Annotated in this window: 22 protein-coding genes and 1 tRNA gene; 20 read left to right on the top strand and 3 right to left on the bottom strand. The window is 67.0% G+C overall.

The genetic code is table 11. The annotated features are described in order from the left end of the window. Positions 1–7 precede the first annotated feature (7 nt). From AC1ECW_RS07660 to dusA, 4 genes are all read left to right on the top strand, one after another. Positions 8–946, top strand: a complete 939-nt coding sequence (locus AC1ECW_RS07660; protein ID WP_409702369.1) for a DMT family transporter — start codon at positions 8–10, stop codon at positions 944–946. A 2-nt stretch (positions 947–948) separates the two neighbouring features. Beyond that, on the top strand, positions 949–2,061 hold the full coding sequence (locus AC1ECW_RS07655) for an enoyl-CoA hydratase/isomerase family protein (protein WP_409702383.1): 1,113 nt from the start codon (positions 949–951) through the stop codon (positions 2,059–2,061). Between the two features lie 64 nt (positions 2,062–2,125). Beyond that, positions 2,126–2,365 carry a hypothetical protein gene (locus AC1ECW_RS07650; protein ID WP_409702371.1) on the top strand — a complete coding sequence of 80 codons (240 nt, stop codon included), beginning with the start codon at positions 2,126–2,128 and terminating at the stop codon, positions 2,363–2,365. Between the two features lie 63 nt (positions 2,366–2,428). Then, positions 2,429–3,460 (top strand): tRNA dihydrouridine(20/20a) synthase DusA, encoded by a 1,032-nt coding sequence (gene dusA, locus AC1ECW_RS07645; RefSeq protein ID WP_409702373.1) that lies wholly within the window; start codon positions 2,429–2,431, stop codon positions 3,458–3,460. A 14-nt stretch (positions 3,461–3,474) separates the two neighbouring features. Here the strand turns inward: dusA and AC1ECW_RS07640 are convergent, their stop codons facing one another. Further along, positions 3,475–4,374 carry a DMT family transporter gene (locus AC1ECW_RS07640; RefSeq protein ID WP_409702385.1) on the bottom strand — a complete coding sequence of 300 codons (900 nt, stop codon included), beginning with the start codon at positions 4,372–4,374 and terminating at the stop codon, positions 3,475–3,477. Between the two features lie 68 nt (positions 4,375–4,442). Beyond that, complete coding sequence (gene aptA, locus AC1ECW_RS07635; RefSeq protein WP_481201550.1) at positions 4,443–5,750, bottom strand: omega-aminotransferase AptA; 1,308 nt, start codon at positions 5,748–5,750, stop codon at positions 4,443–4,445. Between the two features lie 132 nt (positions 5,751–5,882). On the opposite strand from aptA, the gene AC1ECW_RS07630 reads away from it, so the two are divergent. The 14 genes from AC1ECW_RS07630 (at position 5,883) to AC1ECW_RS07565 (ending at position 17,687) form a co-directional block, all read left to right on the top strand. Then, positions 5,883–6,362 carry an Lrp/AsnC family transcriptional regulator gene (locus tag AC1ECW_RS07630; protein WP_409702377.1) on the top strand — a complete coding sequence of 160 codons (480 nt, stop codon included), beginning with the start codon at positions 5,883–5,885 and terminating at the stop codon, positions 6,360–6,362. Between the two features lie 14 nt (positions 6,363–6,376). Beyond that, complete coding sequence (locus tag AC1ECW_RS07625; RefSeq protein ID WP_409702379.1) at positions 6,377–6,832, top strand: gamma-glutamylcyclotransferase family protein; 456 nt, start codon at positions 6,377–6,379, stop codon at positions 6,830–6,832. A 247-nt stretch (positions 6,833–7,079) separates the two neighbouring features. Beyond that, positions 7,080–8,369, top strand: coding sequence for an isocitrate lyase (gene aceA, locus AC1ECW_RS07620; protein WP_409702387.1), 1,290 nt, complete (start codon positions 7,080–7,082; stop codon positions 8,367–8,369). A 295-nt stretch (positions 8,370–8,664) separates the two neighbouring features. After that, complete coding sequence (gene thrS, locus AC1ECW_RS07615) at positions 8,665–10,587, top strand: threonine--tRNA ligase (protein ID WP_481201549.1); 1,923 nt, start codon at positions 8,665–8,667, stop codon at positions 10,585–10,587. 80 nt (positions 10,588–10,667) lie between these two features. Beyond that, positions 10,668–11,216, top strand: coding sequence for a translation initiation factor IF-3 (infC, locus tag AC1ECW_RS07610; protein ID WP_409706643.1), 549 nt, complete (start codon positions 10,668–10,670; stop codon positions 11,214–11,216). 122 nt (positions 11,217–11,338) lie between these two features. Then, positions 11,339–11,542: a 50S ribosomal protein L35 gene (rpmI, locus tag AC1ECW_RS07605; protein WP_047195226.1), complete on the top strand. Its 204-nt coding sequence runs from the start codon at positions 11,339–11,341 to the stop codon at positions 11,540–11,542. A 25-nt stretch (positions 11,543–11,567) separates the two neighbouring features. Then, positions 11,568–11,927: a 50S ribosomal protein L20 gene (gene rplT / locus AC1ECW_RS07600; protein ID WP_409660318.1), complete on the top strand. Its 360-nt coding sequence runs from the start codon at positions 11,568–11,570 to the stop codon at positions 11,925–11,927. Positions 11,928–12,082: 155 nt separating this feature from the next. Then, positions 12,083–13,120, top strand: coding sequence for a phenylalanine--tRNA ligase subunit alpha (gene pheS, locus AC1ECW_RS07595; protein ID WP_409706637.1), 1,038 nt, complete (start codon positions 12,083–12,085; stop codon positions 13,118–13,120). Positions 13,121–13,158: 38 nt separating this feature from the next. After that, a complete protein-coding gene (pheT, locus tag AC1ECW_RS07590; RefSeq protein ID WP_481201548.1) occupies positions 13,159–15,579 on the top strand; it encodes a phenylalanine--tRNA ligase subunit beta in 2,421 nt (806 codons plus the stop codon). A 75-nt stretch (positions 15,580–15,654) separates the two neighbouring features. Then, positions 15,655–15,996, top strand: a complete 342-nt coding sequence (locus AC1ECW_RS07585; RefSeq protein ID WP_409706631.1) for an integration host factor subunit alpha — start codon at positions 15,655–15,657, stop codon at positions 15,994–15,996. Between the two features lie 36 nt (positions 15,997–16,032). Then, the gene (locus AC1ECW_RS07580; RefSeq protein ID WP_409706628.1) at positions 16,033–16,521 is read left to right on the top strand and encodes a MerR family transcriptional regulator; all 489 of its coding nucleotides are present in this window, start codon (positions 16,033–16,035) and stop codon (positions 16,519–16,521) included. A 28-nt stretch (positions 16,522–16,549) separates the two neighbouring features. Beyond that, positions 16,550–16,626, top strand: a tRNA-Pro gene (locus AC1ECW_RS07575). Between the two features lie 145 nt (positions 16,627–16,771). Then, on the top strand, positions 16,772–17,191 hold the full coding sequence (locus tag AC1ECW_RS07570) for a hypothetical protein (protein WP_409706626.1): 420 nt from the start codon (positions 16,772–16,774) through the stop codon (positions 17,189–17,191). 16 nt (positions 17,192–17,207) lie between these two features. Continuing rightward, positions 17,208–17,687, top strand: coding sequence for a DUF6152 family protein (locus tag AC1ECW_RS07565; protein WP_409706623.1), 480 nt, complete (start codon positions 17,208–17,210; stop codon positions 17,685–17,687). A 48-nt stretch (positions 17,688–17,735) separates the two neighbouring features. Here the strand turns inward: AC1ECW_RS07565 and AC1ECW_RS07560 are convergent, their stop codons facing one another. Next, positions 17,736–19,604 carry a TolC family outer membrane protein gene (locus AC1ECW_RS07560; RefSeq protein WP_409706620.1) on the bottom strand — a complete coding sequence of 623 codons (1,869 nt, stop codon included), beginning with the start codon at positions 19,602–19,604 and terminating at the stop codon, positions 17,736–17,738. A 294-nt stretch (positions 19,605–19,898) separates the two neighbouring features. On the opposite strand from AC1ECW_RS07560, the gene AC1ECW_RS07555 reads away from it, so the two are divergent. Together AC1ECW_RS07555 and AC1ECW_RS07550 are read left to right on the top strand one after the other, a co-directional pair. Beyond that, on the top strand, positions 19,899–20,537 hold the full coding sequence (locus AC1ECW_RS07555) for a transglutaminase-like cysteine peptidase (protein ID WP_409706617.1): 639 nt from the start codon (positions 19,899–19,901) through the stop codon (positions 20,535–20,537). A 25-nt stretch (positions 20,538–20,562) separates the two neighbouring features. Next, positions 20,563–22,467, top strand: coding sequence for a bifunctional diguanylate cyclase/phosphodiesterase (locus tag AC1ECW_RS07550; RefSeq protein WP_481201547.1), 1,905 nt, complete (start codon positions 20,563–20,565; stop codon positions 22,465–22,467). The last annotated feature ends 13 nt before the right edge of the window (positions 22,468–22,480 follow it).

Below are 22,480 nucleotides of genomic sequence, written 5' to 3'. Positions count from 1 at the left end.
CAAGGACATGACGCACGGCCGTGCCGTCGCGCTGATGGTGCTGGTGACGCTGATGTGGAGCATCGCCGGGGTGGTCACGCGTCAGCTCGAGGCGGCGCGCTCCTTCGAAGTGACCTTCTGGCGCAGCTTCTTCAATGCGGCCTTCATGGCCGTGGCCCTGCTCCTGTGGAAGGGGCGAGGCTTGTGGGAGGAGCTGCGCCATGGTGGCTGGCCGCTGTGGGTGTCGGGCGTGATGTGGTCCATCATGTACACCTGCTTCATGGTGGCGCTCACGCTCACGTCGGTGGCCAATGTGCTGGTGACGATGGCCCTGGGCCCATTGATGACCGCGCTGCTGGCACGCCTGGCGCTCGGCCACCGCCTGCCTGAGCGGACCTGGGGCGCCATTGCCGTGGCCGGTGCCGGGATCGCGTGGATGTACGGCCGCGAGCTGGCCGGGGCCGAGTTGCGCCACCTGCTCGGCACCCTCGTCGCACTGGGCGTACCGCTGGCGGCGGCCGTCAACTGGACGGTGATCCAGCGCACGACCCACCAGCCCACCTATGCCCGGCGTCAGGACCTGCTGCCGGCGGTGCTGATCGGCGCCGTGATCTCCGCGGCCGTGACGCTGCCGCTGGCCTGGCCGTTGCAGGCCTCTGCGCATGATCTGAGGCTGCTGGCGACGCTGGGGGTGTTCCAGTTGGCCGTGCCTTGCCTGATCGCGGTTCAACTGGCGCGCGTGCTGCCGGCCCCCGAGGTCGCCCTGCTGGCCCTGCTGGAGGTGATCTTCGGCGTGGCCTGGGCCTGGCTGGGCGCCAACGAGGTGCCGTCCACCCATGCTTTGCAGGGGGGATTGCTGGTGTTGGGGGCGCTGGTCGTCAACGAGGCCCTGGGTCTGCGTCGATCACGCCGTGCAACACCCGTGCCGGTTCCCGATGCTTCCATCACACGACAAGGAGACCGATGATGATGTCCCCGACCCTTCCCGGACTGAGCGGCGAGGGCCTGGTCCTGGCCGAACGCCGCGGCAGCCTGGGCCTGATCACGCTCAACCGTCCGCTCTCGCTGAACGCCCTGTCGCTGTCGATGATCCGCGACCTCACCGCCTTGCTGCTGGCCTGGCGCGATGATCCCGCGGTGCAGGCCGTGCTGGTGCGTGGGGCCACCCGGGAAGGCAAGGGGGTGGCCTTCTGCGCCGGCGGGGACATCCGCTTCTTCCACCAGGCCGCCCTGGCGGGCGATCCGCGGCTGGAGGATTTCTTCACCGAGGAGTACACCCTCAACCACCTGATCCATGGTTACCCGAAGCCCTACATCGCGTTGATGGACGGCATCGTGATGGGCGGAGGCATGGGCATCAGTCAGGGGGCGGCGCTGCGCATCGTCACCGAGCGCACAAAGATGGCCATGCCCGAGACCAACATCGGCCTCTTTCCCGATGTGGGCGGGGGCTGGTTTCTGTCGCGCTGCCCGGGGCGGGTCGGTGAGTTCCTGGCGCTGACCGGCCAGGTGATCGGAGCAGGCGACGCGATCGCCTGGGGGCTGGCCGATGGCTACCTGCCCAGCGAGGCACTGGACGGTCTGGTCGAGGCGCTGTCTGTCGATGCGGATGCCGTGAGTCTGCTGGAGCGGGCCCGGTCGCGCTTGCGCGACGCACCGACGCCCGTGCTGCAGGCTCACCGGGCGACCATCGATCGCTGCTTTGCCGGCGCAGACGTTGCAGCCATCCTGGCGGCGCTGGACGGGGAGACCGACGGCCCCTGGCCGGCCGAGATCGCGGCCACCCTGCGCAAGCGCTCGCCCCTGATGCTGGCGGTCACGCTGGAGCAGGTGCGCCGTGCCCGTCGCATGACGCTGGCCGAGGACCTGCGCATGGAGCGCGACCTGGTGCGCCACTGCTTCCATCTGCGCCCGGGCGCTGCCAGCGAGACGGTGGAGGGCATCCGTGCCCTGGCCGTGGACAAGGACCACGCGCCGCGCTGGAACCCGCCACGCGTCGAGGACGTCACCCCGGCGATGGTGCAGGCTTTCTTCGTGAGCCCCTGGCCAGCCCATGCCCACCCCCTGAACGGGTTGCGCTGAACCATCGCGCGAGCTGGGGCCGCGTGCTACGCTGGGCGGCAATGCGAGGTCCGGGAGTGACGCGATGCAAGCCCCCGCGAAGTACCTGCTGATCATCGAGCACAGCGGCGCCATGGTGGCCCGCCTCTTCGACCGGGAGCGCCGCCACCTGCTCGACTTCGATGCCAGCTCGGAGGAAGTGGCCGTGATGACTGCCGGGCTGCAGCCCAGCGTCGGTGCGCTGGGCAACGAGTGGGGCCTGGCCCTGGCCGGCCACAACGAGCAGGAGCGCCAGACCGCCCAGGTCTACGTGCTCGACCTTTGAATTCCCCGCGCCGGCACGGACGCCGCCGCGCTGCGACAATCTCATTTTTGCCTGCTCGCGCGCGTGACCCAGACCCCATTCGATCTCAGCCCTTGGCGAGTGTCCGTCGCCCCGATGATGGACTGGACGGACCGGCACTGCCGCTATTTCCATCGGCTGATCACCCGGCACACGCGCCTGTACACCGAGATGGTGACCACCGGCGCGCTGCTGCATGGGGACGTGGCCCGGCACCTGGACCACGACGCGCAAGAGCATCCGGTCGCGCTTCAATTGGGGGGCAGCGAGCCCGAGGATCTGGCCGCCTGTGCCCGATTGGCGCAACGCTGGGGCTATGACGAGGTGAATCTGAACTGCGGCTGCCCCAGCGAGCGTGTGCAGCGCGGGGCCTTCGGCGCCTGCTTGATGAAGGAGGCCGACCTCGTGGCCGATGCGGTCAAAGCCATGCGCGATGCGGTGGATCTCCCGGTGACCGTGAAGCACCGCATCGGTGTGGACCAGCAGGAGAGCTACGACTTCGTGCGCGATTTCGTGGGCACCGTGGCGCAGGCCGGTTGCGAAGTCTTCATCGTGCATGCCCGCAACGCCTGGCTGCAGGGACTGAGCCCCAAGGAAAACCGCGAGATTCCGCCGCTGCGTTACGAGATCGTGCACCGCCTCAAGCGCGAGTTCCCCCACTTGACCATTGCGATCAACGGTGGCCTGAAGGACGACGAGGCGATGGCCGCCCAGCTCGCACACGTGGACGGTGTGATGATCGGCCGCCAGGCCTATCACAACCCCTATGCGATGGCCCATTGGGACACCCGGTTCTTCGGGCAGGCCGGGCCAGCGCCCGACCGGGCGGCCATCGAAGCCGCGATGGTGGCCTATTGCGAACGCCAGCAGGCCCGGCACGGCGTGCCCTGGCCCCACATCGTGCGGCACATGCTGGGCCTGTACAACGGCGTGCCGGGTGCACGTCGATGGCGCCAGGTGTGGTCTGATCACCGGCTTCGGCAGCGGGCTCCGGCCGAAGTCATGGTCCTGGCTCACCAGGCCATGGCGCGCGCCGCTGCGGCGGCACGAGAGCCCGAGGGTGTGGTCGCCGGCTGAGGTCCGATTCCCGTTCAGGCGGCCAGCGCCGGCCGTCGCGCCGGCCAGGTGGCGAGCACCACACCGGCCAGGGCCAGCCCGAAGGCCACCGCATGCAAGGGCGTGAAGCGCTCGCCCAGGGCCAGCACCCCGACCAGTCCTGCGCTGATCGGCAGAAAGACCGTGAAAATGCCCGCCGATGCGGCCGGGACGTGGCGCAGTCCTGTCATCCAAAGCCACACGGTGATCATGCTGGCCGCCAGCGAGTAAAAGACCAGCAGCCCCCAGTGACCGGGCGCGACGCCGCTGAAGTCGAACTGCAGCGCCGCCACCAGCCCGAAGGGCGTGACCAGAGCCCAGCCCCAGAGGTTCACCAGGGCGCTGATGCGCTGGGCCGAGACGTTGCCAGTGAGCTTCTTGCCGATGACCACATACAGCGCTTCGCAGCAGACGGCGGCAAAGAGCAGGGCATTGCCCAACAGGCTGCGCAGTCCTCCCATCCCGGAACTGGAGTCGGCCGTCTTGGCCACCGAGAGCAGGACGATTCCGCCCACGGCCAACACGATGGCGGCCTGCACCCTGGGGGTGATGCGCTCGCCCAGCAGCCACCACGACAGCACGGCCACCACGGCCGGGATGGACGCCATGATCACGCCGGCGGCCAGAGCCGAGGTGAGCGACACACCGAACAGCATGCACACCGAGAACAGGAAGTTGCCGAAGAAGGACTCCCAGAACAGCAGCCGGCGGTCAGCCGGGGAGAGCGGCCGCTCGCCCGGCCGGCGGCGCACCCAGCCGGCCATGGCCACCGCGGCGATGCCAAAGCGCAGCCAGGCCAGCAGCATCACCGGGAAGACGAGCACCAGAATCTTGGACAGCGCCACGTAGCTGCCCACCAGGGCCATGCTCAGGGCCAAGCTGGCGTAGGCCGCCATGGGGACGGCAGCGCTCAAAGCGACGTCCTCGCCTCAGTGGCGCGCATGCGGCAAGCGTGGCACATGGGTCAGCGCACCCGCCGGATGGCCGCGGCCACGGTCTCGACGATCCGGTCGATCTGTGCCTTCTCGATGATCAGGGGCGGCGACAGCGCGATCGTATCGCCGGTGGTGCGGATCAGGACACCTTGTTCCCAGCAGTCGAGAAAGACCTCGAACGCGCGCTTGGCCGGTTCCTCGGGTCGGGGGGCGAGTTCGATGCCGCCCACCAGCCCGATGTTGCGCACATCGATCACATGCGGCAGCCCCCGCAGCGTGTGCACGGCATCGGCGAAGTACGCCTCCAGCTCACGCGCCCGTGTGAGCAGGCCCTCCTGTGCGTAGGTGTCCAGTGTCCCCAGTGCGGCGGCGCAGGCCAGAGGGTGGGCCGAGTAGGTGTAGCCGTGGAAGAACTCGATCAGGTGTTCGGGCCCCTGCATGAAGGCGTCGTGGATCTCCTGCTTGACGAAGACCGCGCCCATCGGCACGCAGCCGTTGGTGATGCCCTTGGCCACCGTCATCAGGTCGGGCGTCACGCCGAAGGTCTGCGCTGCAAAAGGCTGACCGGTGCGACCGAAGCCAGTGATGACCTCGTCGAAGATCAGCAAGATGCCGTGTTTGTCGCAGATCTCGCGCAGGCGCTGCAGGTAGCCCTGCGGCGGGATCAGCACCCCGGTGGAGCCGGCCACCGGCTCGACGATCACGGCGGCGATCGTCGAGGCGTCATGCAGGGCCACCAAGCGCTCGAGATCGTCGGCAAACTCGGCGCCAAAGGCCGGCTGGCCGCGCGAGAAGGCATTGCGCGCCGGGTCATGCGTGTGGCGGATGTGATCCACCCCCGCCAGCAGGGTGCCAAACATCTTGCGGTTGGCCACCATGCCACCCACCGAGATGCCGCCGAAGTTCACGCCGTGGTAACCCCGCTCGCGACCTATCAGCCGCGTGCGCTGGCCTTCGCCGCGCACTCGGTGGTAGGCCAACGCCATCTTCAGCGCCGTCTCCACCGACTCCGAGCCCGAGTTCGTGTAGAACACCTTGTTCAGGCCGGGGGGCGTGAGCTTCACCAGCCGTTCGGCCAGCTCGAAGGCTTTGGGATGGCCCATCTGGAAGGGGGGCGCGTAATCGAGTTCACCGGCCTGCTGCTGGATCGCCTGCACGATCTTGGGTCGCGCATGGCCGGCGTTGACGCACCACAGCCCGGCCACGCCATCGAGCACCTGGCGACCCTCCGGGGTCCAGAAATGCATGCCTTCGGCACGGGCCAGCAGCCGGGGTGCCTTCTTGAACTGACGGTTGGCCGTGAACGGCATCCAGTAGGCGTCGAGCTCAGGGCGCATGATGTTCTCCTCGGTGGCCAGGGCAGGGACCCTAGTCTAGTGAGCCGGCCGCGCAATGTGCATGCGAGTCGACAGGGCTGAGAGCCCGCTGGCGCAATATCATGCCGCCAGGACGGACATTATTCGCAGACGATGCAACGACCCGACGCCGCCGTGCAACTCGATGCCATCGACCGGCAGATCCTGAGGATCCTGCAGGACGATGGCCGCATCTCCAATCAGGATCTGGCCGAACGTGTGCACCTGTCGCCCTCGGCCTGCCTGCGGCGCGTGCGGCGCCTGGAGGAGGAGGGGGTGATCGCCCGGTACGTAGCCTTGCTCCATCCGCGGGCGGTGGGGCAGCCGGGGACGTCCTTCACCATCGTCAATCTGGAGAGCATCACGCCGCAGACCCGGCAGGCCTTTGAGGATGCCGTGCGGGCCGAGGCGGCCATTCTGGACTGCTACTACGTGGCCGGCAGCCATGACTATCTGGTCCGTTTCACCTACCGCGATGCGGCGGATCTGGAGTCCTTCCATGAAACGGTGTTGTCACGACTGCCCGGAGTCGTGCGATTGAATTCCATGCTGGTGCTGCGCACTGTCAAGCACACCACAGCCTTGGAGATCTGAGCTTGAACAACCCCATGAGCACCCTGTATCAGCCCAGCGGGCTGGACCATGTCTTCGTTTACGGCACCCTGCGTCGGGGTGGGGCCAATGACATCACCCGCCTGGACCCGCCCGGCCGCTTCGTCGGCGCGGCAACGGTGCGCGGTTGGCTGTACAGCCTGGGCAGCTATCCCGGGCTCCTCCTGGACGCGCAGGGACCGGCGGTGGTGGGGGAGGTGTATGCCCTCGACCCCGTGCTCGAGCGTGTGCTCGACGGCATCGAGGAGCTCTACCCCCAGCAGCGCGACGAATACGTCAAGCGTCGTGTGGCGGTGGAGGTGGCGGGGCGGATGCTGGATTGCCTGATCTATGAAATCCATCCGCGCTATGTCCAGGGACGCCGCGTGCTGAGCCCGCCCGACTGGCTGCGCCATGCGCCTGTTGCACCGACACCGGCGGGCGATGCAGGCGCGACCGGTGGTCGCCCCTGAGCTTCCACATGACGGAAATCTGTTTTTGTGATGTGAAATAAAGCTCTGCTGCACCGCGCCAGAATTTTTCATTGTGGTAGTTACTATTTCGTATTGAGAAATCAAGCCATCAAGTCATTGATTTAACTCACAAAATTTTTCAGTCTTATATAAGACATAAGTCTTGGCGAGACTTCGACGGCTCCCTATGCTTGAGTCCATTGCAACCCCTTGTCTCTTTGTCAGAACGGAGCCTCTCATGAGCAACTTGACCCGCGAACAACAAGCCGCCGCCCTCGAGAAGGACTGGGCCGAGAACCCCCGTTGGAAGGGGATCAAACGCGGCTACAGCGCCGCCGACGTGGTGCGTCTGCGCGGCTCGATCCAGATCGAGCACACGCTGGCCAAGCGTGGCGCCGAGAAGCTGTGGAACCTGGTCAACACCGAGCCCTTCGTCAACGCCCTGGGGGCGCTGACGGGCAACCAGGCGATGCAGCAGGTCAAGGCCGGCCTGAAGGCCATCTACCTGTCGGGCTGGCAGGTCGCCGGTGACGCCAACCTGGCCGGCGAGATGTACCCCGACCAGTCGCTGTACCCGGCCAACTCCGTGCCGGCCGTGGTGCGCCGCATCAACAACACCTTCCAGCGCGCCGACCAGATCCAGTGGTCTGAGGGCAAGAACGATATCGACTTCTTTGCGCCTATCGTGGCCGATGCCGAAGCCGGCTTCGGTGGCGTGCTCAACGCCTTCGAGCTGATGAAGGCCATGATCGAGGCGGGCGCGGCCGGCGTGCACTTCGAGGACCAGCTCGCCTCGGTGAAGAAGTGCGGCCACATGGGCGGCAAGGTGCTGGTGCCCACCCGCGAGGCCGTGGCCAAGCTCGTCGCTGCCCGTCTGGCGGCTGACGTGATGGGCACGCCCACGGTGCTGATCGCCCGCACCGACGCCGAGGCGGCCGACCTCATCACCAGCGACATCGACGACAACGACAAGCCCTTCTGCACCGGCGAGCGCACGGTCGAAGGCTTCTTCCGCACCAAACCCGGCCTGGATCAGGCGGTGGCGCGTGGTCTGGCCTACGCGCCCTATGCGGACATGATCTGGTGTGAAACCGGCAAGCCCGACCTCGTGTACGCCAAGAAGTTCGCCGAGGCCATCCACAAGCAGTTCCCCGGCAAGCTGCTGGCGTACAACTGCTCGCCTTCGTTCAACTGGAAGAAGAACCTGGACGACGCCACCATCGCCAAGTTCCAGCGCGAGCTGGGCGCCATGGGCTACAAGTTCCAGTTCATCACGCTGGCCGGCTTCCACAGCTTGAACTACTCGATGTTCGAGCTGGCCTACGGCTATGCCCGCAACCAGATGAGCGCCTTCGTCGAGCTGCAGGAGAAGGAATTCGCCGCCGCCGAGAAGGGTTTCACTGCCGTGAAGCACCAGCGCGAGGTGGGCACCGGCTACTTCGACGCCGTGACCACGACTATCGAGCGCGAGGCGTCCACCGCCGCGCTCAAGGGCTCGACCGAGGACGAGCAGTTCTTCGACCACAAGCACGGGTGAACCCCCATGCCGATCGCCGGTCTGCAAGGCCGGCGGCTGGAAAAGCTCCCGCATCCTGGTGGATGCTCTTGGCCCGCAGGCTTCACGGCCCGCGGGCGTTTTTTTGGGGTCTTGCAGTACAATGAGGCCATCTTTTACCAGCAAGAGCGAGAAAGGCACGACGGGTTATGACACCGCGAACTTCGACCCCTTTTACCCTTGAGGTCTAGTCGGTCGGCCGCGGCTTTCGTTTGTCTTTGTTCTTCCTGGATGAAAAGCGCGGCGACCCCCGCGCTTTTTCGTTTCCGGAGATCCCATGGTTAGCGTTCAACTCCCTGACGGTTCGCGCCGCGAGTTCCCTGCACCGGTCTCGGTGGCCGAAGTGGCCGCATCGATCGGCCCCGGCCTGGCCAAGGCCGCGCTGGCCGGGCGTGTCGGGCGCGGTGAGCAGGCCCGACTGGTCGACACCAGTTTCGTGATCGACGGTCAGGACGTGCCCCTGTCCATCGTCACCGACAAGGATGCCGACGGCCTGGACATCCTGCGCCACTCCACGGCACATCTGCTGGCCTATGCCGTGAAGGAGCTGTTCCCTGACGCCCAGGTGACCATCGGGCCGACGATCGAGAACGGCTTCTATTACGACTTCGCCTACAAGCGCCCCTTCACGCCGGAAGACCTGGCCGCCATTGAGCAGAAGATGGCCGAGCTGGCCAGGAAGAATGAGCCGGTGGAGCGCAAGGTCGTGCCGCGCGACGAGGCGGTGGCCTATTTCAAAAGCCTGGGCGAGCACTACAAGGCCGAGATCATCGCGAGCATCCCGGCCGGCGAGGAAGTGTCGCTCTACAGCGAAGGCCGTTTCACCGACCTGTGCCGCGGCCCGCACGTGCCCAGTACGGGCAAGCTCAAGCACTTCAAGCTGATGAAGGTGGCGGGCGCCTACTGGCGGGGCGACCACCGCAACGAGCAGTTGCAGCGCATCTACGGCACGGCCTGGGCCACGAAGGAAGAACTCGAGCAGTACCTGCGCATGCTCGAGGAGGCTGAGAAGCGCGACCACCGCCGACTCGGTCGTGAACTCGACCTGTTCCACCTGGACGACCATGCACCAGGCCTGGTGTTCTGGCATCCCAAGGGCTGGGCCTTGTGGCAGCAGGTGGAGCAGTACATGCGTGCCGTGTACCGCGACAACGGCTACCAGGAGGTCAAGGGCCCGCAGATCCTGGACAGGACGCTGTGGGAGAAGACCGGCCACTGGGACAAGTACCGGGACAACATGTTCACGACCGAAAGCGAAAAGCGCGACTACGCGCTCAAGCCCATGAACTGCCCGGGCCACCTGCTGATCTTCAAGCAGGGCATCAAGAGCTACCGCGACCTGCCGCTGCGCTATGGCGAGTTCGGCCAGTGCCACCGCAACGAGCCCACAGGCGGTCTGCACGGCATCATGCGGGTGCGCGGCTTCACGCAGGATGACGGCCACATCTTCTGCACCGAGGACCAGATCCTCGACGAATGCGTGGCCTACACGGCCCTGCTGCAAAAGGTCTACAAAGACTTCGGCTTCGAGCAGATCATCTACAAGGTGGCCACACGGCCCGAGGCGCGCATCGGCTCGGACGAGTCCTGGGACAAAGCCGAGCATGCCCTGATGGAAAGCCTGCGCAGGGCCGGCTGCGAGTTCGAGATTGCTCCGGGCGACGGGGCGTTCTACGGGCCGAAGATCGAATACACGCTCAAGGACGCCCTGGGGCGCCAGTGGCAGTGCGGCACGATACAGGTGGATTTCTCGATGCCCCAGCGCCTGGAGGCCGAGTATGTGGCCGAGGACGGCTCGCGTCGCACACCCGTGATGCTGCACCGGGCCATCGTGGGCAGCCTGGAGCGCTTCATTGGCATCCTGATCGAGCAGCATGCCGGGGCACTGCCGGTGTGGCTGGCGCCGGTGCAGGTGGTGGTGGCCAACATCACCGACGCCCAAGCCGACTATGTCCGGGAAGTGGCCAAAATGCTGCAAAAACAAGGACTTAGGATCGCGACCGATTTGCGTAACGAAAAGATCACGTATAAAATCCGCGAGCATTCCTTGCAGAAGGTTCCGTACATCCTTGTCGTGGGTGACAAGGAAAAGGCGTCCGGAGCCGTCGCGGTGCGCGCCCGAGGCAACCAGGATCTCGGTGTGATGGCCCTCGATACCTTCATTCAGAAGATCGCGAGCGACATTGCCCAGAAGCTGTGACGCGGGGTGGGGCTCCACCCCCGTGGCCGCAGGGTGCGTGTGTGATTGTTATTGGGGTCTGGCCCCTGGGGATTTGAACCATCGCTACTTTTCTTGACCGTCGCATCCCGAACGCGGAGCGCAAGCATCGCCTGAACCGTGAGATCACCGCGCCCGAGGTGCGGCTCAACGGGCCTGACAACGAGCCGCTGGGCATCGTGAGCCTCGCTGAGGCTTTGCGCATGGCCGCTGAGGCTGATGTCGATCTGGTCGAGATCGCGGCCACGGCGAACCCTCCGGTGTGCCGCCTGATGGATTACGGCAAGTTCAAGTACCAGGAGCAGAAAAAGGCGCACGAGGCGAAGCAGAAGCAGCACGTCATCGATATCAAAGAGGTGAAGTTCCGCCCCGGCACCGACGAGGGCGACTACCAGATCAAGCTGCGCAATCTGCGTCGTTTCCTCGAAGATGGCGATAAGGGCAAGGTGACGCTGCGGTTCCGCGGACGTGAGATCACGCACCAGGAGATCGGCATGCGGCTGCTCGAGCGCGTGCGCGATGACCTGGCCGATGTGAGCGTGGTCGAGAACATGCCCAAACTGGAAGGGCGCCAGATGATCATGATCCTGGCGCCGAAGAAGAAAAAGTGATCACCCTCGGGTGATCGGCAGCCCGGCGGTGGTGGGTCGCCACGCCGGGGCAAGTGGCCCGGGGCCGACAAGCCCGCGAAAGGTTCGCGGCGCCTTGCGGGCACAACGAAGAAGGAGCAGTCATGCCCAAGATGAAGACCAAGAAGAGCGCGGCCAAACGGTTCCGCGTTCGCCCGGGTGGCACCGTCAAGCGCGGTCAGGCGTTCAAGCGCCACATCCTCACCAAGAAGTCGACCACTCGCAAGCGCCAACTGCGCGGCGCGGTCAACGTGCACGACACCAACATGGGTCACATCGCTCAGATGATGCCCTTTGCTGGTCTGTAAACGCTCGGGTTGAAGGAGAAAGCACATGCCTCGCGTCAAACGTGGTGTCACCGCGCGCGCTCGTCACAAGAAGGTCCTGGCCCTGGCCAAGGGCTTCCGGGGGCGTCGCAAGAACGTCTTCCGCATCGCCAAACAGGCGGTGATGAAGGCCGGGCAGTATGCCTACCGTGACCGTCGCGCCAAGAAGCGCGAATTCCGCCAGCTCTGGATCGCCCGCATCAACGCGGCGGTGCGTGAGCGCGGTCTGACTTACAGCAAGTTCATGAACGGCATCAAGAAGGCGGCGATCGAAATCGACCGCAAGGTGCTGGCCGATCTGGCCGTGCACGATCCGGCGGCTTTTGGCAGCATCGTCGACAAGGTGAAGGCTCAACTCGCTGCTTGATTGCCGTGATGGGTCCGCAAGGGTGCGGGCCCGACATTGCAGCTCCCCGGCCTGGAGGCCGGGCAGCCGGAAAGGCCGACACCGGGTTCGGCCTTTTTTTATTGCCGCAGGGCTTGCCTGGCGAGCCCGGCACCGGAACCTGACGCCATCCACGCATGAACGAGCTCGAACAACTGGTCCACAGCGCCCGTGCGGACTTCGACGCCGCCCCGACCCCGGCCGACCTGGAGAACGCCAAGGCCCGCTACCTGGGCAAGTCCGGCCGTCTGACGGAGCTGCTCAGGGGCTTGGCCGCACTGCCGCCCGAGGAGAAGAAGACGCGCGGAGCGGCCATCAATGAGGTCAAGCAGCGGGTCGAGGCCCTGCTCAACGCCCGCCGGCAGACCCTGGCCGATGCTGAGCTGGAACGCCAGTTGCGCACCGAGGCTCTGGACGTGAGCCTGCCGGGGCGCCGCCGTGGTCCGGCTGGCCTGCATCCCGTGACCCGGGCCATGGAGCGCATCGAGGCGATCTTCGGTTCGATGGGATTCGACGTGGCCGACGGGCCGGAGATCGAGTCGGACTGGTTCAATTTCACGGCGCTGAACACGCCGCAGGACCATCCGGCCCGTTCGATGCACGACACCTTCTACGTGGAGGGCGGCCACTTGCTGCGCACCCACACGAGCCCGATGCAGATCCGGCATGCGGTGCAGCATGTCAAGCGCCACCAGGCGCTGCTCGATGCGGGCCGTCCGATCCCGGACATTCGCGTGATCGCTCCGGGGCGGACCTACCGGGTCGACAGCGATGCGACCCATTCGCCAATGTTCCATCAGGTCGAGGGCCTGTGGGTGGGCGAGAACGTGAGCTTCAAGGACCTGAAGTCGGTCTACGTCAACTTCCTGCAGGAGTTCTTCGAGACCACGGACATGCGCATCCGCTTCCGGCCCAGCTACTTCCCATTCACCGAGCCGAGCGCCGAGATCGACATGATGTTCGGCAGCGGGCCCTTGGAGGGCCGTTGGCTGGAGGTGTCCGGCTCGGGCCAGGTGCATCCGCAGGTGATCCGCAACATGGGCCTGGACCCTGAGCGCTACATCGGCTTTGCCTTCGGCTCGGGCATCGACCGCCTGGCCATGCTGCGCTACGGCGTGAACGACCTGCGCCTGTTTTTCGACGGCGACCTGCGTTTCTTGTCGCAGTTCCGCTGACCCGTCCATCGTTCGACTCTGTCTGCAAGGAAGACGACGTGCAATTTCCCGAGTCCTGGTTGCGCGAGTTCTGCAACCCGCCGCTGAGCACCGAGGCCCTGGCCGAACTGCTGACGATGGCCGGCCTGGAGGTGGAGGATCTGCGCCCCGTGGCCCCGCCGTTCTCCTCGGTGGTGGTGGCCCGGGTGCTGGAGGTGGAGCGCCATCCCAATGCCGATCGGCTGAACGTCTGCCGCGTCGATGCCGGCACGGGGCAGATGCTACAGATCGTGTGTGGTGCGCCGAACGTGCGCGCGGGGCTGAAGGTGCCCTGTGCCCTCGTGGGCGCCGAGCTGCCGCCGCCGCACGACGGTGGCGAGCCCTTGCGCATCAAGCTCGGCAAGTTGCGCGGCGTGGAGAGCCAGGGCATGCTGTGCTCGGCACGCGAGCTCAAGCTCTCCGACGATCACGAAGGGTTGCTGGTGCTGGACGAGGATGCGCCGGTGGGGCGCAACCTGCGGGACGTCCTCGCGCTGGATGACACGCTGTTCACGCTCAAGCTCACGCCGAACCTGGCGCATTGCCTGAGCGTCTACGGCATCGCGCGCGAGGTGTCGGCGCTGACGGGCGCGCCGTTGAAGCAACCGGTCTTCCCGCCCGTGAAAGTGAGCCACTCGGACAGGCTGCCGGTACACATCGAGGCACCGGACCTGTGCGGTCGCTTTTCGGGCCGCATCATCCGCAACGTGAACCCGCGTGCGGCCACGCCGGCCTGGATGGTCGAGCGCTTGGCGCGTTGCGGCCAGCGTTCGGTCAACGCCTTGGTGGACATCTCTAACTACGTGATGTTCGAGTACGGCCGGCCCTCGCACATCTTCGATCTCGACAAGATCCACGGCGGACTGACGGTGCGCTGGGGTCGCCCGGGCGAGCGACTGGAACTGCTCAATGGCGACACCATCGAGGTGGACGCCCAAGTCGGCGTGATCGCGGATGAGCTGGCGGTCGAATCGCTGGCCGGCATCATGGGGGGCGAGCGCACGTCCACCTCCGACCAGACGCGCAACATCTATGTCGAGGCGGCTTTCTGGTGGCCCAAGGCCGTCGCGGGCCGTTCGCGCCGCTACAACTTCTCGACCGATGCCGGGCATCGCTTCGAGCGTGGCGTGGATCCGGCACTGACGGTGGAGCACATCGAGCGCATCTCGCAGCTCGTGCTGGACATCTGCGGTGGTGAGGCTGGCCCGATGGACGACCATGTGCTGCGTCTGCCCGAGCGGGCCCCCGTGACGCTGCGTGTGGAGCGGGCCTGCAAGGTGATTGGCATGCCGGTCACACAGGAGGACTGTGCCGGCGTGTTCGAGCGCCTTGGACTGCAGGTCACACAGGAACCGGGGCGCCTCACTGTGCAGCCCCCCAGTTGGCGCTTCGACCTGCAGATCGAGGAAGACCTCATCGAGGAGGTGATTCGCGTGTTGGGCTACGACCGGCTGCCCGACACGCCGCCCCTGGCCCCCACGGTGGCGAAGGTGCGTTCGGAGGCCCGCCGCAGCCTGCATGCGGTGCGCCACGCCCTGGCCGCGCTGGACTACCAGGAGACGCTGAATTTCAGCTTCGTCGAACCGCAGTGGGAACGCGACTTTGCCGGCAATGAGCATCCCATCGAATTGCTCAACCCCATCGCTGCGCCCTTGAGCGTGATGCGCTCCAGCCTGATCGGCAGCCTGGTGCAGGTGCTGCGTTTCAATCTGGCGCGCAAGGCGCCGAGGGTGCGCGTGTTCGAGGCCGGAAAGGTGTTCCTGCGTGATGCTTCGGTGGCCGAATCGGACACCACGGTGGCCGGTCTGCGTCAGCCGCTGTTCGTCAGTGGCCTGGCCTACGGCCCGGTGGACGAGCTGCAGTGGGGGCACGAGGAGCGCGTGGTCGATTTCTTCGACGTCAAGGGCGATGTGGAGACCCTGCTGGCGCCTCGCCAGGCCCGCTTCGAACCCGGGGAGCACCCGGCCCTGCATCCGGGGCGCTGTGCGCGTGTGCTGGTCGATGGCCGGTGCGTCGGCCATGTGGGGGAGTTGCATCCGCGCTGGCGCCAGCGCTATGAGCTGCCACTCGCGCCGGTGGTCTTCGAGCTGGAGGCCGAGGTCTTGTTGCAGCGCGCGCTGCCGGCTTACCGGCCGATTGCGCGTCATCAGCCGGTGCTGCGCGACATCGCGGTCATCGTGCGCGAAGGGGTGACGCACGATGCATTGATGCAGGCCGTGGCCGAGGCACCGGCCGACGGGCTGGTGCGCCAGGCCGTGCTGTTCGATGTTTACCGGCCCAAGAACCCCACGCCGGAGATCGGGGAGGGGGAGCGCAGTCTGGCCCTGCGGTTGGAACTGTTGGACGAGCGCGGCGGCCTGACGGACGAGCGCATCGATGCCGCCGTGCGGGCGGTGGTCGACACCCTGGCGCAGCGCCTGGGCGCGAGGCTGCGGGCCTGAGCCCAGGCCGCTTGGTGCCGGGCAGGCCCAGGTCCGGGCCGCCCCCCACGCAACGTTGGAAGGATGGAGGATGTGATGGACCGAGTGATCCTGCCGGTGATCGAGACGCCGACCTTGACCAAGGCCGAACTGGCCGACCTGCTGTTCGAACGCCTGGGGCTGAACAAGCGCGAGTCCAAGGACATGGTGGAGGCCTTCTTCGAGATCATCCATGCCAGCCTGAGCCGTGGCGAGGATGTGAAGCTCTCGGGTTTTGGCAACTTCCAGATCCGGCGCAAGGCGCCGCGGCCCGGACGCAACCCGCGCACTGGCGAGTCCATCCCGATCAAGGCGCGCAATGTGGTCACATTCCACGCCAGTCACAAGCTCAAGGGCCTCGTGCAAGGCGAGCCCCCATCAGGAGAGGACTTCGAGTAAAGTCTGAGCTTTCCCCTGCGATCTCATTGATTTTCAATGGAGAAGGCGCTCCCAGCCATTCCTGCCAAACGCTACTTCACCATTGGTGAGGTCAGCGAGCTGTGTGGCGTCAAACCCTATGTGCTGCGTTACTGGGAGCAGGAGTTCACGCAGCTCAAGCCGATGAAGCGGCGCGGCAACCGGCGCTATTACCAGCACCACGAGGTGCTGCTCATTCGCCGCATCCGCGAACTGCTCTACGAACACGGCTTCACGATCAGCGGGGCGCGCAACCGGCTCGCAGAGATGGGACTGCCTGGCCGCGCCCCGGCGGCCACCACTGTGCCCGAGGGGTTGGACAGCCGTGCCGGGCCGCCACCGGCAGCAGCATCAGCGATGGACGCGGTGATGCCAGACGCGTCAGCCCAGGCTACGGTGTCGCCGGCGTCCGCCCCACAGCCGACCCTCGGTGCCGGCTCGCCCTACAGCTTGCAGCAGCTGCGCGAGGAGTTGCGATCGATTCGTGCGCTTCTGGCACAAGAGTGAATTTTCTGTCTATAATACAAGGCTTCGTCGGGGTGTAGCGCAGCCTGGTAGCGCACTTGCATGGGGTGCAAGGGGTCGCGAGTTCGAATCCCGCCACCCCGACCATTGAACGCAACGGCCCGGTGTCCACAAGGCACCGGGCTTTTTGCTTTGGGCGTGCGGCTGGCCTCGCGGCTTGGCTAAAGTCGTCGTCCATGAAGGAAGGAAACGACGACCGCCCGCGCGCGCAGTGCGGCCGGGTCCGCTGAGTATGTTCGCGGCGCTGGCGGCCCATCCCTGGGCTTATCCCATGCTCGAAGTGGTGCACATCGTGGGCATCGCCTTGCTGCTGGGCAATCTGTTGGCTCTGGAAGTGCGGGTGTGGGGGGGTGCTCGTGCCTTGCCGGTACCGGCTCTGGCGCGGTTGAGCCTTGGCCTGGCGCTGAGCGGGTTCGCGCTGGCGGCCGGCTCCGGCCTGCTGATGTTCGGCACTCAGGCGTCGGAACTCCTGGGCAACCGGGCCTTCCTAGTCAAGATGCTGCTGCTGGTGCTGGCCGGCCTGAATGCCGCCTGGTTCCACACCCGGCGTTCGCTCGAACGGCTGGACGCGGCGGCCAAGGTGTCAATGGGGGTGTCGACGCTGATCTGGCTGCTGGTGGTGGCCTGTGGACGCTGGATCGCCTACTGGTGACGAAAGGAGCGAGCGCATGAAACGACGAGATGTCCTGGGCGCAGGAGCCATGCTGGCCGGGGGTCTGTGGGGGCGTACCGTGCAGGCGCACCACGGCTGGAGCAGCTTCGATCAGGACCGGCCGCTGTATCTGGCAGGCCGGATGGTGGAGGTGCGCTGGCGCAATCCGCATGCCGAATTGGTGCTGGAGCGGCCCGAGGGCTTGACCGTGCCGCAGGATCTGGCACGGCGCGAACTGCCGCGCCAGAGTGCTGCGGTCGACGGCGCCGGCCTGCTGGCCCGGGCCGTGGTGCCAACGCGGCGCGACACGCGCTGGGAGATCGAACTGGCCCCGCTGTTCCGTCTGAATCAGTGGCAGTTGACGCCACCTGCCGTGGGGGGCTTTGTGGAGGTGGTGGGGTTTGGCTTCAAGGGCGAGCAGGGCCCGCCGCTCGTGCGGGCGGAATACCTCTTCCTGGACGGCAAGGTGTATGGTTTGCGCTCATCGCCGGTGTGAGATGGAAGGGGCGACGGCCCGGTTTCGGGCGGCCGAGCGCGCCAAGCCTCAGCGGTTCGTCTCGCGGTGGATCAGCCACTGCGAGCTGTCTTCTTGACGCCAGGTCAGCACCTTGTGCATCTTGTCGCTGTAGTCCAGCGAGGTGTAGGTCTGCTCGAAGGCGGTTTCGATGGTGTCGGGCGTCAGGGCGCGGGTGCGTACCGGCCCGAGCACGAGTCCGATGGGCCCGGGTTTGGTCACGCGCTGGCGGCGCTGGGCGACCCATTGGTCGTAGCTCATCGTCGTGGGCTGGAAGCGCGGTGAGTAAAAGCCCATGTAGCGTGGCAGGTCCTTCGCGCGCCAGGCCGCCGCCCAGCCATCGAGCTGGCGCAGCACGTTGGAGATTTTGTCGCCTTCGGGCTGCGGTGCGGTGCTTGACGGGGCGGCCGCTGGCGGGGCCGGTGCGGCCACGGGGGGCTGCGGGACCGGGGCGGCGCTGCTGCTCATCAGTTTGCGGGCACGCTCGTCGAGTTCCGAGCGAGGGGTGACTTCGACGGCAGGGGTGACGATGGGGCAGCGCTGTGCCCCGTCGTCTGCGGCGCTCCAGCCGGCATCGGGTGCAGCCTCGTCCAGCGGCCGGCTCAGGCCCAGCGCGGGCAGGAGTTCGCCCATCGCGGCACGGGTGCGCAGCCGCGCCACGTCGAGATCGTGGCGGGCGTTGGCGTAGGCCCGCCGCGCGGTGTAAAGCTCGTTCTCGGCATTGAGCAGATCCAGCAGGCTGCGCTGGCCGATGTCGAACTGGCGCCGATAGGCATCGCGGGCTTTCTCGATGGCGATCTGGTTGGCATCGAGGTACTGGAGCTGCTCGACGAGCTTGCGGGTGTCGTTGTGGGCGATGCTGGCCGTTTGCCAGACCCCGCGGCACACGGCGTCGCGCTGGTCGGCCGCCTGGTCCATCAGGCGTGCGGCCTGTTGCACCCGGGCGTGGTCCGCACCGCCGTTGTAGAGGTTCCAGTTCAGGACGATCTCGCCGATGGTGTCGCGCTTCTGGCCGGCCAGGCCTTCGTAGTTGTGGCCGGCACCGGTGCGCACCCGGGCCTCGACACGGGGTTGGTAGGCGGCCTCGCGCACCGAGGCTTGGGCGCGGGCGGCACGCAGGCTCTCGACGGCGGCGGAGATGGCGGCGCTGCGACCGAGCGCCGCCGTCAGCACGTCCTGAGCGCTGTCGGGCAGGGGGATCTGGTCGAGCGTGACGGCCGGCCCCGCCTGTCGGGGCGGCGCACCGACGATGCGCAGGTAGCGTGCAGTGACATCGTGCAGGTTGGCCACCTCGGTGTTGAGGTTGGACTCGGCCAGGGCCAGGCGGGCGGCGGCTTGTTCGAGATCCACGCCGCGGCTCACACCGGCCTTGAAGCGGGACTGGATCTGGTCGAAAAAGGCCTTGTGCTGGACGTAGTTGTCCTCGGCCAGGCGGACCAGCTCGCGGTAGCGGGCCACGTCGTAGTAGGCGCGCAGGGCCTCCAGGGCGATCTGCTCGGTGGTGTCGACCAGTTCGAAGTAGCGCACCAGCCGGCTGTGGTCGGCGCGGCGTCGGTCGTGGTGACCGGCCAGGCCATCCCAGAGCACCTGGGTGAGCGACAGACTGACACCGGTGCGGTCGAGCGTGTCGGTGGCCGGGGTGCGGTTGTCGAAACGGTCCCGCTCACGGCCGGCATTGGCGTTCAGGTCAAGCCGCGGGCGATAAGCGGCGCGGGCGGCATCGCTCTCATGGCCTGCGGCACGGTAGGCGTTCAGGCGTGCGGCGACCTCGGGGTTGCTCTGCACGGCCTGGCGCGCCACGTCCTGCAGCGGGGCGGGCAGCGGGCCAGGGGATTGGGCCTGGACCCCGGTACAAGCCAGGAGCCAGGCCATGGCGAAACGAAGCGGTGTGCGTGTCATGGGACTTCGACAGTGGAGGGCCGGGGCAGTCTATCGATCATGAAAATGATGCACCCCCCTTGCTTGAGGGGGGTTCGTGGAATCCGTCACGAAAATTTTCGACCGGCGTGTGGTCTCTCGGCCACCGGGGGGCGGGCCTGGCCAGTCCCGGGGAAATAGAGGGGCTGCTGAGGGGCTCCTCCCCGGCTGGGCGGGGCCGGAACACGATAGGCTTGCGGCTCCATGTCTGCCAGTGTTCTCAAGTCCTGCACCCCTGGACGGCACGCCCGAGGAGGGTGGGCCGCATGGCGGAGCATGGCCGGTCTGCTGGCTGCCGGTCTGATGGCCTGGGCTTTGTCGGCACCCGATGCGCAGCGTCTGCAACGCTCGGCCAGGGCGCTGGGACCTCAGGCCGAGCAAGGGGCCGCAGCCTTGCTGTCGATGATGGGTCTGCTGGATCTGCGCGATACCGATCAGGCGCTGGGAGAGGTCAACCGCTTCTTCAATCGTCGTGTGAGCTTCCGGGATGACCGCGAGGTCTGGGCGGCAGGGGATCACTGGGCCAGCCCGCTCGAAACCCTGGCCAAGGGGGCGGGCGACTGCGAAGACTTCGCGATCGCCAAGTACTTCACGCTGCTGGCCGCCGGTGTCCCTGCCGAGCGCATGCGACTGGTGTATGTGCGAGCACGCATCGGGGGGGCCTCGGGAGTAAGTCAGGCGCACATGGTCCTGGCCTACTATGCGCAACCTCAGGCCGAGCCGCTGATCCTGGACAACCTGATCGACGAGATCCGGCCGGCCTCGCGCCGCCCGGATCTCACGCCGGTGTTCAGTTTCAACACCGAAGGCCTGTGGCAGGGGGTGGGACCGGTGTCGGCCGGCGATCCTGTGGCTCGCCTGTCGCGCTGGCGCGAGGTGCTGCTCAAGGCCGCCCAGGAGGGTTTTCTGCCATGAAGGATGCAACGGGGGGAGGACGCGCATGTCGCTGATCCGACAGGTGTGGCTGGTGGTGGTGGCCACCGTGGTGCTGGCGTTTGCCGGCAGTTTCGCCGTGACGATCGTTTCGGCACGCCACTACGTGCAGACGCAGTTGAGCGTAAAAAACAGCGACAACGCTGCAGCGCTGGCCTTGTCGTTGTCACAGCAGGGCGGGGACTGGGAGCTGATGGAGTTGCTGGTGGCCGCACAGTTCGACACGGGGCACTACCAGGAGGTGAGCCTGCGCGGGGTGGATGGGCGGGTGGTGGAGCGGCACATGCGCGAGGTGGCGGTGCAGGCGCCGTCATGGTTCGTGCGGATGGTGCCCCTGGACTCCGAACCGGGGACGGCCCAGGTGTCGGACGGATGGCGCGCGATCGGCACGGTGCGTGTGGTCAGCCATGCGGCTTATGCCTACCGCGATTTGTGGCGTGCGACGGTGCAGGCCGGGGTGTGGCTGGCGGTGGTGGGGGTGCTGGCCGGCCTGGCCGGGCACGTGATGGTGGGGGGCATCCGGCGTCCGCTGGGTTCGACGGTGCGGCAGGCCCAGGCCCTGGTCGATGGCCGGTATCTGACCGTGGAAGAACCCAGGGTGCCCGAATTGCGGCGCCTGACGCGGGCGATGAACGCGATGGTCCAACGGGTACGGCAGGCGTTCGAGGAGCAGGCCCGGCAGGTGGACGCCTTGCGGCGCCAGGCCAGCTGTGATGCGCTGACGGGGCTGTGGCAGCGCCAGCATTTCCTCACGGCCTTCGAGCTCGCCCTGGAGCGTGACGACGCTGCGCCCCAGGGGGCGCTGGTGCTGGTGCGGCTGCTCGATCTGGCCGGGCTCAACGCCCGCCTGGGACGGCGGGAGACCGATCGGCTGATCGTGGCGCTGGCGCAGGCCGTGCAGGCATGGGGCGAGGGGGTGGAGGACGCGGGCGCCGGACGCCTGAATGGATCGGACTTCGCGCTCGTGTTGCCGAACCGGCAGGTGCGCAGCGAGGAGATGCAGGCTTGGAGCCAGGCCCTGCGCACGGTGTGCGTCGAGGCGGGGGCTGCGGCCGGGGTGGCGCTGGCCGCCACGGGATGGCGGCGGGGGGAGAAGCCCTCGGAGGTGCTGGCCCGTGCGGACGAAGGGCTCGCGCACGCCGAGGCTCAGGGGCCCTTCGGGTGGCACGTGCAGGTGCAAGCGGCGCCAGCCACCCCTTCGGGCGGGGAGGGCGCCTGGAAGCGCGCGCTGGATGAGGCCCTGGCCCTTGGGCGTGTGCGACTGGGCCGCTTTGCGCTGTGTGATGCCCGGGGCACGCTCGTGCACCTGGAATGCCCGTTGCGGCTACAGCTCGTGGAGGGCGGTCCGTTCGAGCCGGCGGCGGTCTGGCTGCCGCTGGCGCTGCGCACGCAGGGCACGCAGGCGGTGGACTTGTGCGCAGTGGGCGAGGCGCTGCGCGAGATCGTATCCGATGGGTTGCCGCGGGGCGTCAATCTGGCTGCAGCCTCGCTGCATGGAGCGGGCTTTGCTGCCCGGTTGCGCGAGCGGCTCGTTGCGGCAGGGGCCGCAACGCGGTCGCTGTGGCTGGACCTGCCCGAGGGAGCGGCCTGGCAGTATCCGGACCTGGTGCGCGACTTGGCACAGCAGCTCAAGGGCACGGGGGTTCGGCTGGGGCTGGAGCATGCCGGCGAGCACCTGGCTCGCATCGACCGTCTCTACGAGATGGGGCTGGATTTCATCAAGATCGATGCCCGCTTCACGCGCGGCATGGCCGTGCAGCCGGAGCAGGTGCGGTTCGTGCGCAGCACGGTGATGCTGGCGCATGGACTGGGCCTGCGGGTCTATGCCGAGGGCGTGGCCCAGGCCGACGACCTGGCCGTGTTGTGGGACTGTGGCGTCGACGGAGCGACGGGGCCGGCCGTGGTGTCATGAACCCGGGGGTGGA

This window comes from Caldimonas hydrothermalis (assembly GCF_056746695.1).
The sequence above is the reverse complement of the archived record's forward strand: the minus strand, read 5'-3'. Positions and strand labels throughout refer to the sequence as shown.

What these genes read in the sequence shown, in the direction of transcription:
- AC1ECW_RS07660 (WP_409702369.1), top strand. Translation starts at nt 8, where the DNA reads ATGACGCACGGCCGTGCCGTCGCGCTGATGGTGCTGGTGACGCTGATG.
- AC1ECW_RS07655 (WP_409702383.1), top strand. Translation starts at nt 949, where the DNA reads ATGTCCCCGACCCTTCCCGGACTGAGCGGCGAGGGCCTGGTCCTGGCC.
- AC1ECW_RS07650 (WP_409702371.1), top strand. Translation starts at nt 2,126, where the DNA reads ATGCAAGCCCCCGCGAAGTACCTGCTGATCATCGAGCACAGCGGCGCC.
- AC1ECW_RS07640 (WP_409702385.1), bottom strand. Translation starts at nt 4,374, where the DNA reads ATGGCGGCCTACGCCAGCTTGGCCCTGAGCATGGCCCTGGTGGGCAGC.
- aptA (WP_481201550.1), bottom strand. Translation starts at nt 5,750, where the DNA reads ATGCGCCCTGAGCTCGACGCCTACTGGATGCCGTTCACGGCCAACCGT.
- AC1ECW_RS07630 (WP_409702377.1), top strand. Translation starts at nt 5,883, where the DNA reads ATGCAACGACCCGACGCCGCCGTGCAACTCGATGCCATCGACCGGCAG.
- AC1ECW_RS07625 (WP_409702379.1), top strand. Translation starts at nt 6,377, where the DNA reads ATGAGCACCCTGTATCAGCCCAGCGGGCTGGACCATGTCTTCGTTTAC.
- thrS (WP_481201549.1), top strand. Translation starts at nt 8,665, where the DNA reads ATGGTTAGCGTTCAACTCCCTGACGGTTCGCGCCGCGAGTTCCCTGCA.
- rpmI (WP_047195226.1), top strand. Translation starts at nt 11,339, where the DNA reads ATGCCCAAGATGAAGACCAAGAAGAGCGCGGCCAAACGGTTCCGCGTT.
- rplT (WP_409660318.1), top strand. Translation starts at nt 11,568, where the DNA reads ATGCCTCGCGTCAAACGTGGTGTCACCGCGCGCGCTCGTCACAAGAAG.
- pheS (WP_409706637.1), top strand. Translation starts at nt 12,083, where the DNA reads ATGAACGAGCTCGAACAACTGGTCCACAGCGCCCGTGCGGACTTCGAC.
- AC1ECW_RS07585 (WP_409706631.1), top strand. Translation starts at nt 15,655, where the DNA reads ATGGACCGAGTGATCCTGCCGGTGATCGAGACGCCGACCTTGACCAAG.
- AC1ECW_RS07580 (WP_409706628.1), top strand. Translation starts at nt 16,033, where the DNA reads ATGGAGAAGGCGCTCCCAGCCATTCCTGCCAAACGCTACTTCACCATT.
- AC1ECW_RS07570 (WP_409706626.1), top strand. Translation starts at nt 16,772, where the DNA reads ATGTTCGCGGCGCTGGCGGCCCATCCCTGGGCTTATCCCATGCTCGAA.
- AC1ECW_RS07565 (WP_409706623.1), top strand. Translation starts at nt 17,208, where the DNA reads ATGAAACGACGAGATGTCCTGGGCGCAGGAGCCATGCTGGCCGGGGGT.
- AC1ECW_RS07560 (WP_409706620.1), bottom strand. Translation starts at nt 19,604, where the DNA reads ATGACACGCACACCGCTTCGTTTCGCCATGGCCTGGCTCCTGGCTTGT.
- AC1ECW_RS07555 (WP_409706617.1), top strand. Translation starts at nt 19,899, where the DNA reads ATGGCCGGTCTGCTGGCTGCCGGTCTGATGGCCTGGGCTTTGTCGGCA.
- AC1ECW_RS07550 (WP_481201547.1), top strand. Translation starts at nt 20,563, where the DNA reads ATGTCGCTGATCCGACAGGTGTGGCTGGTGGTGGTGGCCACCGTGGTG.